This is a genomic window from Kitasatospora sp. NPDC058063, from assembly GCF_042885395.1.
Classification (GTDB): Bacteria; Actinomycetota; Actinomycetes; order Streptomycetales; family Streptomycetaceae; genus Kitasatospora; species Kitasatospora lactacystinica.
The window spans coordinates 16,673-28,004 of the sequence record NZ_JBHVSD010000041.1 but is presented as its reverse complement, the minus strand read 5'-3'; the positions used below and the strand labels follow the sequence as shown (position 1 = coordinate 28,004).

At 75.7% G+C, this 11,332-nt stretch carries 14 protein-coding genes; 7 read left to right on the top strand and 7 right to left on the bottom strand.

The window, feature by feature from the left end; translation table 11 throughout:
- The first annotated feature begins 53 nt into the window (after positions 1–53).
- The 3 genes from ACFVUY_RS40440 (at position 54) to ACFVUY_RS40430 (ending at position 2,252) form a co-directional block, all read left to right on the top strand.
- Complete coding sequence (locus tag ACFVUY_RS40440) at positions 54–818, top strand: TIGR04222 domain-containing membrane protein (RefSeq protein WP_387737020.1); 765 nt, start codon at positions 54–56, stop codon at positions 816–818.
- Positions 819–1,496: 678 nt separating this feature from the next.
- Positions 1,497–1,808, top strand: coding sequence for a hypothetical protein (locus ACFVUY_RS40435; protein WP_387737019.1), 312 nt, complete (start codon positions 1,497–1,499; stop codon positions 1,806–1,808).
- A gap of 111 nt (positions 1,809–1,919) precedes the next feature.
- On the top strand, positions 1,920–2,252 hold the full coding sequence (locus ACFVUY_RS40430; RefSeq protein WP_387737018.1) for a DUF6191 domain-containing protein: 333 nt from the start codon (positions 1,920–1,922) through the stop codon (positions 2,250–2,252).
- A gap of 424 nt (positions 2,253–2,676) precedes the next feature.
- On the opposite strand, the gene ACFVUY_RS40425 is transcribed toward ACFVUY_RS40430, so the two are convergent.
- The 4 genes from ACFVUY_RS40425 to ACFVUY_RS40410 all read right to left on the bottom strand — a co-directional run bounded on the left by ACFVUY_RS40425 (position 2,677) and on the right by ACFVUY_RS40410 (position 5,980).
- Positions 2,677–3,048, bottom strand: coding sequence for a DUF6193 family natural product biosynthesis protein (locus tag ACFVUY_RS40425; RefSeq protein ID WP_387737017.1), 372 nt, complete (start codon positions 3,046–3,048; stop codon positions 2,677–2,679).
- 240 nt (positions 3,049–3,288) lie between these two features.
- Positions 3,289–4,017, bottom strand: a complete 729-nt coding sequence (locus tag ACFVUY_RS40420; RefSeq protein ID WP_387737016.1) for an SDR family oxidoreductase — start codon at positions 4,015–4,017, stop codon at positions 3,289–3,291.
- Between the two features lie 341 nt (positions 4,018–4,358).
- On the bottom strand, positions 4,359–4,859 hold the full coding sequence (gene tpx / locus ACFVUY_RS40415) for a thiol peroxidase (protein ID WP_387690714.1): 501 nt from the start codon (positions 4,857–4,859) through the stop codon (positions 4,359–4,361).
- Positions 4,860–5,041: 182 nt separating this feature from the next.
- Positions 5,042–5,980, bottom strand: coding sequence for an oxidoreductase (locus ACFVUY_RS40410; protein ID WP_387737015.1), 939 nt, complete (start codon positions 5,978–5,980; stop codon positions 5,042–5,044).
- Positions 5,981–6,062: 82 nt separating this feature from the next.
- Here ACFVUY_RS40410 and ACFVUY_RS40405 point away from each other — a divergent pair, with 82 nt between their 5' ends.
- On the top strand, positions 6,063–6,782 hold the full coding sequence (locus ACFVUY_RS40405; protein ID WP_387737014.1) for a TetR family transcriptional regulator: 720 nt from the start codon (positions 6,063–6,065) through the stop codon (positions 6,780–6,782).
- Positions 6,783–6,916: 134 nt separating this feature from the next.
- Positions 6,917–7,438: a hypothetical protein gene (locus ACFVUY_RS40400; protein WP_387737013.1), complete on the top strand. Its 522-nt coding sequence runs from the start codon at positions 6,917–6,919 to the stop codon at positions 7,436–7,438.
- A 147-nt stretch (positions 7,439–7,585) separates the two neighbouring features.
- Here the strand turns inward: ACFVUY_RS40400 and ACFVUY_RS40395 are convergent, their stop codons facing one another.
- Positions 7,586–7,948, bottom strand: coding sequence for a hypothetical protein (locus tag ACFVUY_RS40395; protein WP_387690707.1), 363 nt, complete (start codon positions 7,946–7,948; stop codon positions 7,586–7,588).
- A gap of 276 nt (positions 7,949–8,224) precedes the next feature.
- Here ACFVUY_RS40395 and ACFVUY_RS40390 point away from each other — a divergent pair, with 276 nt between their 5' ends.
- Entirely contained in the window at positions 8,225–8,542 is a 318-nt protein-coding gene (locus ACFVUY_RS40390; RefSeq protein ID WP_387690705.1) for an ArsR/SmtB family transcription factor, read from the top strand.
- A gap of 163 nt (positions 8,543–8,705) precedes the next feature.
- Complete coding sequence (locus ACFVUY_RS40385; protein ID WP_387737012.1) at positions 8,706–9,926, top strand: MFS transporter; 1,221 nt, start codon at positions 8,706–8,708, stop codon at positions 9,924–9,926.
- A 394-nt stretch (positions 9,927–10,320) separates the two neighbouring features.
- Here ACFVUY_RS40385 and ACFVUY_RS40380 read toward each other — a convergent pair whose 3' ends face one another.
- Positions 10,321–10,773: a hypothetical protein gene (locus ACFVUY_RS40380; RefSeq protein WP_387737011.1), complete on the bottom strand. Its 453-nt coding sequence runs from the start codon at positions 10,771–10,773 to the stop codon at positions 10,321–10,323.
- Positions 10,774–10,976: 203 nt separating this feature from the next.
- Positions 10,977–11,330: a winged helix-turn-helix transcriptional regulator gene (locus ACFVUY_RS40375; RefSeq protein WP_387737010.1), complete on the bottom strand. Its 354-nt coding sequence runs from the start codon at positions 11,328–11,330 to the stop codon at positions 10,977–10,979.
- Positions 11,331–11,332 lie beyond the last annotated feature (2 nt).

Below are 11,332 nucleotides of genomic sequence, written 5' to 3'. Positions count from 1 at the left end.
ATTCTTCCGGGGGCAGGCCGGGGAGGGCCTGCCGTCCGTTGACGGGGGGCGTGATGGGATCGATCGGTCTCGTGTGGGTGGTGGCCGGGCTCGTCGGTGCGGGGCTGTTGCGGTGGCTGCCCGCCGGGGGGCGGGCGGACGGCCTGACGGCGGCCGGCGTCGCGGCGGTGCGGGGCGGTTCGAAGGCCGCGCTGACGGTGGCCGTGGTGGAACTCCACCTCGCGGGGGCGGTCGATGTCGGCCGGCGTGGCCTGCTGCGGCGGGTGGTGCATACCGGACCCGGACGTGACGCGACCCCCCTGCACCGGGCCGTGTGGACGGCGTTGGGCCGGGAGCTGTCGTTGGCCGACGCCGCCGCCGCTCCGGCTGTGCGGCGGGCCCGGGAGCAGGTGCGCGCCGAACTGGCCGGGCGTGGCCTGCGGTGCGGCCGGGCCAGGCTGACCGCTGCCGCCCTGCCGGCCCTTGCGGCAGGCGGTGCGGCCGTGGCCGTCGCGGCGCGGGGAGCCCTCTGGACGGGTCTGCCCCTGGCCGTGCTCTCGCTCACCGTCCTGTGCGCCCCGGCACGGACGCCGGCCGGGTACCGGCTGTTGCGCGAGATGCGCCGCCTGCATCCCCTTCCCGCTGCCGCCCCGGCCGGGCCGGGGCACACCGGGCTCCTTGTCGCGCTGCACGGACGCCGGGCGCTGCGTGTGCTGGTGCCGGAGTTCGCCGCCCGCGCCGGCATGCTCGGTGGCCGTGCCACCAGGGAGAGCGTCGCCCGATCCGAGGGCGACTCGCACGGCTCCAGCGCCCATTCCGGTAGCGGCGACGGAATCTGAGAGGCCGCCGCCGAAGCTCTCCGGGCGCATCCAGCGCAGTGAGTGAGTGAGTGAGTGACGGACCGGTGCCGGCCGGGCCCGGGCCGCTTCGGGGCTCGTGTTCGGGTCGGCGGGGCCGGGGCCGGGGGCCCGTCCGCCGGGCCCGCTCCGAAGGCCACACGCCCTCCTTCGGTCCCGTCGGGTGCTGTGCCCGGGGGATCCCGAGGGGGCGTACCCGTGTCCGCCGTGTCCCGTCCGGCTCGTGCGCGGTCTCGCCGGTCGGGCCGGGTCCCGGCCGGTGGTGGCCGGTGAGGTCGCCGCTGTTCGCGGCCCCGGCCCTGGCCGTGGCCGGGGCCGCAGCGGTGCGGTGCCCGTCCCGTGCCGGGGCCGACCTGTGGGTGGTGCCGGTGCCTGCGCGGTACCGGTGCCGGTGCCGCGGGAGCCGTCCCGACAGGGCGTCGTCCCCTCCCCTCGGGGTCCGACGGGGCCTGTGGGGCCCGGCCGTTCGGAATGTCCTTCCGTCCTTCCGTCCTGTCGGACTCCGACGTCGCAGAGCAGAGCAGAGCAGGGCGCGGTGGGGTGCGGGGGGTGCGGGCATGAGCGGGGTCCTGCTGTCGGCGCGGCGGGCGTGGCCCGGCTCCTGTCCGGCGGTGGCGTTCCTGGTCACCGCTCGCTTCGGTCGAGGCCCTCTGTCCACGCGTGGTGCGTACCGCCCGCGACCTGCGTGCGGTGCTCCGGCGCCTGCTGCGGGCTGCGTGTGGCGTGTGGCGCGGGCGTGGCATCCGGTGCACGGGCCCGGACAAGCGCGAGCGGTCCGCCGACCGCGAGAAGCGCGGCTCCCGCGGTGGCCGGCCGCCGGAGTTCGACGAGGACGTCCGCGAGCAGTGCCGCGTGGTGGAGCGCGGGAGTGACCGGCTGAAGCGAAACCGCGCGACGGCCGCACGGTGCGACAGGCTCGCTGTCCGCTGCGAAACGACGGTGCCGGTCGCCGCGATCGGCGAATGGCCCTGACCGGCGCCGCTCCGACGGGCGCCGCTTCGACGGGCGCCGCTTCGACGGGCGCCGCTTCGACGGGCGGCACCGGCCGGGAACGGATGTGTCGCCTTCGCGCGTTGGGCCGCCATGGTGATGACGGCGGGTCTGCTTTTCATGGCAGTGCTGGTGATCGTGCCTTTCACACTGGCCTCGATCCGGTATCTCGTGGTGCGATCCGGCCGTCCGGGATGGCTGTGCCGCCGCCTGACCACGCGGCCGCGAAGCGGCGGGCTCGGCCTCGGCGCCACCGCGACCGAGGAGTTGCACGCCTTCTTCAACGCCAACAAGCGCGTGCAGATCGAGCAGCGGCGCACTCAACTGGTCGTGCGGGACGACGACCACGCCGGTGCCCCGCCGCGTACGGGTGTCGACCTGGCCGGCGGCACCGCCGTCGTCCGACAGCGGGAGAGGACGGTGTGACAGGGGGCGGCGAGCAGCGGCACGTGGTCACGACCGGGCGCTGCGCGCCGCGGTGAACGCGTTCGTGGACGCGGTGGGCCTGCACGACGACATCGTGTCCTGCGACCGCGGGGTCGGGGAGGGCACGGTCGGGAACAACGCCGTGGAGGTGAGCGGCAAGGCCCTCGGGGGCCGTGCCGCCGGACGCGCCGGCGTTCGTGGTCCGCCTGCAGGAGGCCCTGGCCGGCCGGCCGCTTCGACCGGCCGGCCCCCGCGACGCTCGTGACGCCCGGGATCCCCGTGACGGCCCCGGCTCACGTGACGCCGGGCCCGTCCGGTGCGCCGTCGCACCCCCGCCGCCCCCGGGACCGGTCCTTCCTGAGCCCCTGAGCCCCTGAGCCCCCGGGCGCTCGGGCGCTCGGGCCGGTGGGAGGGTGGGCGGGGTTCAGGAGGAGGAGGAGGCCAGTTCCGCGAGCCTGGCCAGTGCCTCCTCGGCGCTGGCGGTTTCGAGTTCCACCGTGGGCGGCCGGTCGGGCGAGGCCTGGGTGTGGACGAGGTAGTGGCCTTCGGGGACGAGGGCGATCGCGTGGGCCAGGACCTCGCCGTCGCCGAGCCACCAGCGGGGCCCTGTGCTGAAGCGCAGCGACGCATGGCTGGTGAAGGGGTAGTAGCGGCTCAGCGGGGTGTTTCGCGCGGCGAGGACCAGGTCCTCGAGGATGGGCGGGATCCAGGACCGGCCGGGAACGCGGCAGTACTCGTCCTGGTCCGCCGCGGCCCGGAGCTGGAAGTCCCACGCCTGGCTCAGAGGATCGCTCATGCGCCGATTGTGTCGTGGCGGTCCGGCTTCCCGGAAGGGGGTGCCGGGGCGGCCCGGCCGCGCGTGCGGGCCGGTGCGGGGCGCGAACGCGCGGCAGGCACGGCGGCGTTCGGCCGAACGCCGCCACCACCCGGACCCTCCCGACGCCGCCACCACCCGGACCGTCCCGACGCGGCCGGCACCGCCCTCGCCTCCCGCTGCTGCGCCCGGCGCCCGGGGGCCGGCGCCGGGGGCCGGGGGTTACAGCTGCTCGAAGTGGAAGGAGCGGATGAAGCAGTCGCGGGGCTGGCCGATCGCGAACAGGACGCAGTCGAGGACGGACCGGGCGCTCAGCGGGTCGTGCGCGGTGCGGGGGGCGTGGTCCCAGTCGGGGTGGAGGGGGTCGCCGTCCGTGAAGTCCGGCGGGTAGAGCGAGATGACCCGGATGCCCTCGGGGCGCAGCCGGTGGGACAGGACGTCGGCGAAGCCGGCCTGGGCGGCCTTGGCGGCGTAGAACGCGGGGTGGGCCTCGGAGCGGTGGTCGCGGGTCTCGGCGGCGGAGGAGACCAGGTTGACGACGTCGGCGCCGGCGGAGGCGCGCAGCAGGGGCAGGAAGTGCTTGACGGTCAGCAGGGTGCCGGTGGCGGCGGAGGCGACGGTGTCGGTGATCGCCTCGTCGTCGGCGTCCCACAGGTCGGGGCCGTGCAGGTAGCGGGCGCCGTTGTTGACGAGCACGTCCACCCGGTCGGTGCGGGCGGCGACGGCCTGGGCGAAGTCCCGTACGGTGGCCGGGTCGGCGAGGTCGCAGGCGAACGCGTCCACGTGCGCGCCGCTGTCGGCCGTCACCTCGCGGGCGGTGCCGTGGGCTGCGGCCGCGGTGCGGGCGGAGAGGAACAGGCGCGCGCCGCTGCGGCCGGCGTGCAGGGCCAGGGCCCTGCCGAAGCCGCGTCCGGCGCCGGTGACCACCACGGTCTTCCCGGTGAGATCCATGCGTGCTGCTCCTTCGACCGGGCTGTGCCGGTCGTGTCACGGTGAGGGCGGCCGGGCGGCCGCGGCGTCGGCGCCGCCGGGTCCCTGCCCCGGCGCCGTCGCGGGCGGGGAGGTCCGCCGCGCCGCCTCCCGGAGGGTGGGGGCCGGGCAGCGTCCCGGGGCGGGCGGCCGGGTGGGCGGGCCGGGGGGTGCGGGCCGGGGGTGGGTGTGCGGCGGCCCGCCGCCGTCCCTGCCCGCCGCCTTCGGGGCGGGGGAGGGGCGGGGCGGGCCGTCACGGACGCGTCCGCGGACACGGTCCGCGGACCGCGGGGCGGCACCGGGGATGTGCGGTGCCGGGCGGGTCAGTTGAGGGCGGCGAGCGCGGCCTCGTAGTTCGGCTCGTCGGCGATCTCCGCGACCAGCTCGGTGTGCAGGACGGTGTCGTTCTCGTCCAGGACGACGACGGCGCGGGCGGTCAGGCCGGCCAGCGGGCCGTCGGCGATCGCCACGCCGTACACGTCGTGGAAGTCCCGACCGCGCAGGGTGGAGAGGGTCTTGACGTTCTCCAGGCCCTCGGCGCCGCAGAACCGGGCCTGCGCGAACGGCAGGTCGGCCGACACGCACAGCACCACGGTGTTGTCCAGCGAACCGGCCTTGGCGTTGAACGTGCGCACCGAGGTCGCGCAGGTGGGGGTGTCGACGCTGGGGAAGATGTTCAGGACCTTGCGCCTGCCCGCGAAGTCCTTCAGGGACACGTCCGCGAGCCCCTCGCCGACCAGCGTGAACGCGGGCGCCTGGCTGCCGGCGGCGGGCAGCGCGCCACCGACCTGCACCGGGTTCCCCTTCAGCGTGACCTGAGCCATGAAAAGCCTCCTACCAGCGGTGTGTACGGGATGCAACGTCGCCGATCCTACTGCCCGCCCCGGCCGCCGCCAGGGGGCGGCCACCGACCGGCCACCGACCGGACACCCCGCCCGGCCCCGCACCCGTCCCCGCCCCGGCCCCGGCCCCGCACCCGGCCCGGCACCCCGGCGCGGGCGCGGGGTCAGGCGCCGTCGGTCCCGGGGACGGTGAAGGTCACCCCGGTCAGGTCCTGCGACACCTCCCACAGCCGCCGCCCCACCGCCTCGTCCCGCGCGCGGGGCGCCGGCGAGGTGAGCGCGGGCGTTCCGCGCAGTTCGCCGATGCCGCTCGGTCCGTACAGTTCCCCGCCGCGCACCTGCGGCGCGGTCGCCGCGTGCAGCTGGGCCAGCGCCCCGCGGGCGGGGGACTGCGCGAGCGGGCGCAGCAGGTGTCCGAACAGCAGCCGCACCCCGGCGACGGTGCCGGCGCGGGGCAGGGCGGTGGCGGCGTAGCCGGGGTGGGCGAGCACGCTGCGCACGGGGCTGCGGGCGGCGTTCAGGCGGCGGTGCAGTTCGAGGGCGAAGACGGCGTTGGCGAGTTTGGACTGGTTGTAGTGGCCCATGGGGGAGTAGGCGTGTTCGCCGTTCAGGTCGTCGAAGTCGATGCGGGCGCGGCGGTGGTTGGCGGAGGTGACGGTGACCACGCGGGGGTCGCGGCCGCGGGCGAGCAGGTCGATGAGGTGGGCGGTGAGGGCGAAGTGGCCGAGGTGGTTGACGGCGAGCTGGAGTTCGTGGCCGTGGGGGGTGAGGGTGCGCGGGGGTGCCATGACGCCGGCGTTGTTGACCAGGACGTCGGGGTGCACGCCGTCCTCGCGCAGGCGCCGGGCGAAGGCGCGCACGCTGTCGGGGTCGGCGAGGTCCAGGCGGCGTACGTCCAGGCGGGCGCCGCCGCGTTGCGTGTTCAGGTGGGCGGTGGCGCGGTGGCCCTTGGCCTCGTCGCGTACGGCGAGGACGACATGGGCGCCGCGGCGGGCGAGGGCGGTGGTGGTGGCCAGGCCCAGGCCGCCGGCGGCGCCGGTGACGACGAACACCCGCCCGCTGAGGTCCGGGGCGGGGTCGGGGGTCCGGTTGCTCGGTGTCATACGGCTCACGCTGCCCTGCATGTCACCAAGTGTCAAGACTGACGTTCGATGACGTGAATGGCGTGGGGGCTAGGATGGGGCGGTGACCTCCCGACCCGCCGCCACCCTGGCCCAGCGCAAGCGCCAGCTCGTCGCCGACGAGCTGACCCGCGCGGCCCTGGACCTGCTGGCCGGCGGCGGGTTCGACGCCGTCACGGTGGACGAGATCGCCACCGCCGCGGGGGTGTCCAAGCGCACCTTCTTCCGCTACTTCGCGTCCAAGGAGGACGTGGTCGTCCAGTTCCTGGCCGCGCTCGGCACCGCCATGCGCGAGGAACTGGCCGCCCGCCCGGCCCAGGAGACGCCCTCGGTCGCGCTGCGGCACGCGGTGTGGCGCTGCGTGGAGGACTGCGCCGGGCACGAGGAACGCGCCCGCAGGGTGGTGCGGCTGATCCTCACCACCCCCGCCCTGCTCGCCCGCTTCCTGGAACGCCAGGCGCAGTGGCGCGACGAGCTCGCCGCGCAGCTCGCCCGCCGCCTGGGCCTGGACGCCGCGCGCGAGCTCTACCCGCGGCTGGCCGCGGACATGGCGCTGGCGGCCTTCCACACCGTCCTGCAGCGCTGGAGCACCGCCGACGCCGCCGCCGGCAACGGTGAGGGCGTCGGCAGCGGTGAGGGCGCCGACGACGGCGAGGGCGCGGGCGGGGACGGCGGCGGGGTGGACATCGCGGTGCTGACGGAGAACTGCTTCGCCGTCATCGCCCCGGCCCTGGACGCCGTCGTGCGCACCCCCGCCCCCGGCGGGGCCCGAGCCACGGCCTGAGCCCGCCACGGCCCGGGCCCGCCACGGCCCGGGCCCGTCACCCCGGTCCCGGGGGAGGGGCCGGGCGGGGCCCGGGGGACGGAGCGGGCGGGGAGGGAGGCGCGCAAGCGCGCGAACCCCCTACGATGCGGGGCATGGAGACCACGGCGGAACTCGTCCACCTGGAGCGGACACTGGTCGACTTCGGGGACTTCGGCTTCGAGGGGAACCGGCACGCCTTCCGGTGGGTCGACATCAAGCGCTTCGGGCTGGGCGGCGCCGGGACGCACGACCGGGACGTACTGGCCGCACTGATCGCGCACCCGCAGTTCCGGGACACCTACGACGGGGCCGGGGCCCGGGACTGGCCGCGGCACGGGCAGTGGTGGGTGGAGCGGATCACGCCCGACAGCTACGCGCCCGTACCGGCGCAGGCGGCGGTCGACCTCCTCGAGGCCTGGACGCTGCAGCACGGCCCGGTGCCGCCGGCGCTCCTCGCACGGCTGGAACGGGAGGTCCACGCCCCCGCCCGCCGGGCCCACGCCCGCTACCTGCTCGTGCACCCTCCCGAGGACGCCCGCCACGACTACGGCCCCGTCCACACCGACTTCCACGAACTCGTCCTCGTCGACCGCGCCACGGACACCGTCACCCTCCTGGTCGCCGCCGACGACTGACCCGCCCCGGACACCCCCCGCGCCCGGCGCGCGTCGCCCGGAAAGGCGCTCACCCCGCGGCGTCCGCGGGGGGATCCGCGAACGCGACGGGGCGAGGGGCACCGGTCCGTCACCGCGAGGCTGCGGCCACCGGCCCGGCAGGCCGGGTCAGTTGAGGACCACGATGTCGGTGCGCATCGTCAGCGGGCTGTTCCAGCCGATACTGATCTTGAAGGTCACCACCCCGTTCCCGGGGGCGATGCTCGACACCTGGAAGGGCGCGGCACCGACGAACCGGTTCCCGTTGGAATCGGTCTCGGAAGCCGTGATGACCACCGTCGAGTCGATCCCGATCACGTTCCACGGGATCTGCAGGTTGAACGTCCCGTTGCCCGGGCCCCACATCACCCACCCCCGCCACACGGCACCGACGTTGCCACCGACGTCCGCGAGGCGCTGCTCCCCGCCGGCGGACTGCAGGTGGCCCGTGATCTGCGGGACCTGGGAGGCGGTGGGTTCGCTTGCGGCCATGACGGCTCTCCTCGCGCCGGGAGAGCCCCCCACGAGCCCTCCGGATACCCAGAGTGTCCGTCGCTGCGCACAGCGTCACAATCACTCGTGGGGGTGAAGCACCGGCGCGCCGCCGCACCACCCGCGCCGCCCTGGTCCGAGGTCGCACGCCACCCGGCGCGCACCCACCCCGCCCGCCGGCCCCGGCCCGGGGGGCCCGCCTTGACACCTCAAGGTCGTATCCAGAATATTAGATACGTCCGGCGAGGGGCCGGGCGACGGGAAGGAGGGTGTGCGGTGGAGCTGGACCCGCTGGCCGTGCACAAGGCGCTCGCGAACCCGGCGCGCGCGGACTTCCTGCGCTGGCTCAAGACGCCCGAGCGCTACTTCGACGAGCCGTACTACCGCGAGCGCGGCGTCGGCTTCCACATCGGCGTGTGCGTCACCGACATCCAGGAACGCTCGGGGCTGGCCCAGTCGGTGGTCTCCGGCTACCTCCAGATCCTGCGCGAGGCCGGACTGCTGGTGTCCGAGCGCGTCGGCAAGTGGACCTTCTACCGGCGAAACGAGGAGACCATCGCCGCCTTCGCCGCCTACGTGCGCGACGAACTCTGACACCCGCGCACGGCGCCCACGCACAACACCCGCGCGTACACACCCGCACGCACACACGTGCGCACCGCACCCCCCTCCTGGCGGGGGCGCCCGGTCGGCGCCCCCTTTTCTTCGGCCCTTACGCATCCAACTATCTAGATTTGTGTATCCATTGGAGGCTGTCGTGCACCGCACCGCTCCCGCCCGAAACGCCCTGGCCGTCCCGGTCCTGGCTCTGGGCGTGTTCGGCATCATCACCACCGAGATGGGCGTCGTCGGCGTCCTGCCCGCCCTGGCCGAACGCCTGCACGTGGCCCCCGCCACCGCCGGATGGCTCGTCGGCGCCTTCGCCCTCACCGTCGCCGCCACCGGCCCCGCCGGCGTCCTGCTCGCCTCGCGCCTGCGCCGAAAGACCGTGCTGGCCACGGCACTTGCCGTCTTCGCCGGCTCCAACGCGCTCTACGCGCTCAGCGACTCCTTCCCCCTCGTCCTCGCCCTGCGGATCCTGCCCGCCCTGTTCCACCCCGTCTTCTTCGCCCTCGCCCTCACCGCCGCCACCCGCCTCGCCGCGCCCGGAAAAGCCGCGCGCGCCGCCACCACCGTCTTCGCGGGCGTCAGCGCCGGCTTCGCGTTCGGCGTCCCCCTCACCTCCTACCTCGCCGACCACCTCTGCCTGCCCGCCGCGTTCTGGAGCGCCGCCGCCCTCAACCTGATCGCCTGCGCCGGCGTCCTCGCCTTCTTCCCCGACCTGCCCGACACCCAGCGCCCCACCTACGGCGGCCAGCTGGGCATCCTGCGCCGGGGCCGGCTGTGGCTGGCCGTCGCCGCCGTCACCCTGGTGTTCGCCGCGATGTTCAGCGGCTACGGCTACATCGCCGAATACCTCCAGAACGTCACCGGCCTCGACACCTCCCTCACCGGCCCCGCCCTGATGGCCTTCGGCGTCGTCATGACCGCCGGCAACCTCGTCTTCGGCCGCCTGCTGGAACGCTCCCCCCTGCGCACCGTCACCGCCTACCCGATCCTCTACCTCGCCCTCTACCTCCTCCTCGACGCCGCCGGCCCCCACCCCGCCCCCATGCTCGCCGCCGTCCTGCTCTGGGGCGCCGTCCACTCCGGCGGCCTGGCCGTGACCCAGGCCTGGCTCGCCCGCGACGCCACCGACGCCCCCGAGTTCGGCAACAGCCTCTTCATCTCCTTCTCCAACCTCGGCATCACCCTGGGCACCACCCTCGGCGGAGCCGTCGTCACCACCGCCGGCCCCCGCCACCTGCCCCTGGCCGGCGCCGCCCTCGCCGCGGCCGCCCTCACCGCCGTCCTCCTGCGTCGCCGCCTCGACCCCGGCCAGGACCGCCAGGACCCCTCGGAGCGGCCGGAGCGGGCGCACCCCGCCCCGACCCCCTGACCCGCACCCGCACCGGCCCCGCCCCGAGGAGCACCGGCCACAGCCCCTGACCTGCCGTCAGCCCCGGCCCCGGCCGGCCCCCGGAGACCACCGGCCGCGCGCCGCGCCCCGCCGATCCCGCGCGGGGCGCGGCGCGGCGCGTGCGCCTCCCGGTGCGCCACCCCCGGGAGGGCGGCGCGGGGCTGCGGGTCCGGCGGGGCTGCGGGGCTGCGGGTCCGGGGGATGCCGCGCCCGTATCGGGCAGGTGTTCCGAGAGCCGGTCGGGCGGTGGGATCGGGAACCACTGGTTCGGACACCGAGATCGGGAGCCACCCCGGGTACGGGTGCGGCACGCCGCGTTCGGAGGACGGCGATCAACTGCTCCGGTCGGCCGCTGTCGGACCGTGGTCCTTGATCACGGTGATGGCAGGAGGCCGGGGTGGCTCTGCCGCGCGAGTTGCTGTTCGAGAGGATCCGGCGGGATCGCCGTGCCGATCCGTCGGTCCCGGGCCGGCAGCCGGCTCTGCGGTAGCGGGTGAGCCGGAACACGGGCCAGGTCTCCGGTGACCTGTCCGACGGCGTAGTTCCGCCGGCGTTGGGGCTCGACCGCGCACTCGAAGATCTCCCGGAATGTCGGGAAGAACGCCCGGTCGCCGTTGCCGACCCAGAAGAACCGCCCGGGACCGGCCCCGGGCGGGATCATGAAGATCCCCACCGATCCGTCGTCGTTCACCGAGACCGGAGCCGGCGGCACGTCCCGCGCGAGCCCGCAGTCCGCGCAGATCTCGCCCTGGAGCAGGTCGCGATATTCCTGTCCGGCCTCCGGTGGTGTTCCCTCGATCCGATCCCGCCGGCCGAACACCGGCATGAACCGCCGAACTGCGGCGGCGCACGGTCCGGGACCGGCCCCCGGGGAAGGCGGCCCCGCGTACCGTCGCGGATCAACGGGGTGGATCACCTTCTCCGCGCCGCCCCACCCGGTCTCCCTGTGCCGCGCCCCCGGGCCGTCCGTGCGGGGGCGGCACTTCGCCGCGCCCCCGGGGCGTCCGTGCCGGGGCGGTCGAGGGGTGGTCAGCCGGTGGCTCGGGTGCGGGCGGTGGTGACGGCGTCGCCGTGGTCGGCGGCCCAGGCGCCGAGGGCGGTGAGGGGGTCGAGCAGGGTGCGGCCCAGGGGTGTGAGGGCGTAGTCGACGTGCGGGGGCGTGCCGGGGCGGGGGAGGCGTTCGACGAGGCCGGCGTCGCGCAGGCGGTGCAGGCACTGGTTGAGGACCTTGGGGCTGATCCCGCCGATGCGCCGCACCAGTTGGTGCGGGCGCACGGGGCCGTGGCGCAGCGCCCACAGGACGACCGGGTCCCAGGTGTGGGCGAGCAGGTCGAAGGCGAGGCGGGCGGGGCAGTCGGCGAGAAGGTCCTGGTGGTCGGTCATGT

Coding starts and splice junctions, on each gene's coding strand:
- ACFVUY_RS40440 (WP_387737020.1), top strand. CDS start 54: ATGGGATCGATCGGTCTCGTGTGGGTGGTGGCCGGGCTCGTCGGTGCG.
- ACFVUY_RS40430 (WP_387737018.1), top strand. CDS start 1,920: ATGGTGATGACGGCGGGTCTGCTTTTCATGGCAGTGCTGGTGATCGTG.
- ACFVUY_RS40425 (WP_387737017.1), bottom strand. CDS start 3,048: ATGAGCGATCCTCTGAGCCAGGCGTGGGACTTCCAGCTCCGGGCCGCG.
- ACFVUY_RS40420 (WP_387737016.1), bottom strand. CDS start 4,017: ATGGATCTCACCGGGAAGACCGTGGTGGTCACCGGCGCCGGACGCGGC.
- tpx (WP_387690714.1), bottom strand. CDS start 4,859: ATGGCTCAGGTCACGCTGAAGGGGAACCCGGTGCAGGTCGGTGGCGCG.
- ACFVUY_RS40410 (WP_387737015.1), bottom strand. CDS start 5,980: ATGACACCGAGCAACCGGACCCCCGACCCCGCCCCGGACCTCAGCGGG.
- ACFVUY_RS40400 (WP_387737013.1), top strand. CDS start 6,917: ATGGAGACCACGGCGGAACTCGTCCACCTGGAGCGGACACTGGTCGAC.
- ACFVUY_RS40395 (WP_387690707.1), bottom strand. CDS start 7,948: ATGGCCGCAAGCGAACCCACCGCCTCCCAGGTCCCGCAGATCACGGGC.
- ACFVUY_RS40380 (WP_387737011.1), bottom strand. CDS start 10,773: ATGCCGGTGTTCGGCCGGCGGGATCGGATCGAGGGAACACCACCGGAG.
- ACFVUY_RS40375 (WP_387737010.1), bottom strand. CDS start 11,330: ATGACCGACCACCAGGACCTTCTCGCCGACTGCCCCGCCCGCCTCGCC.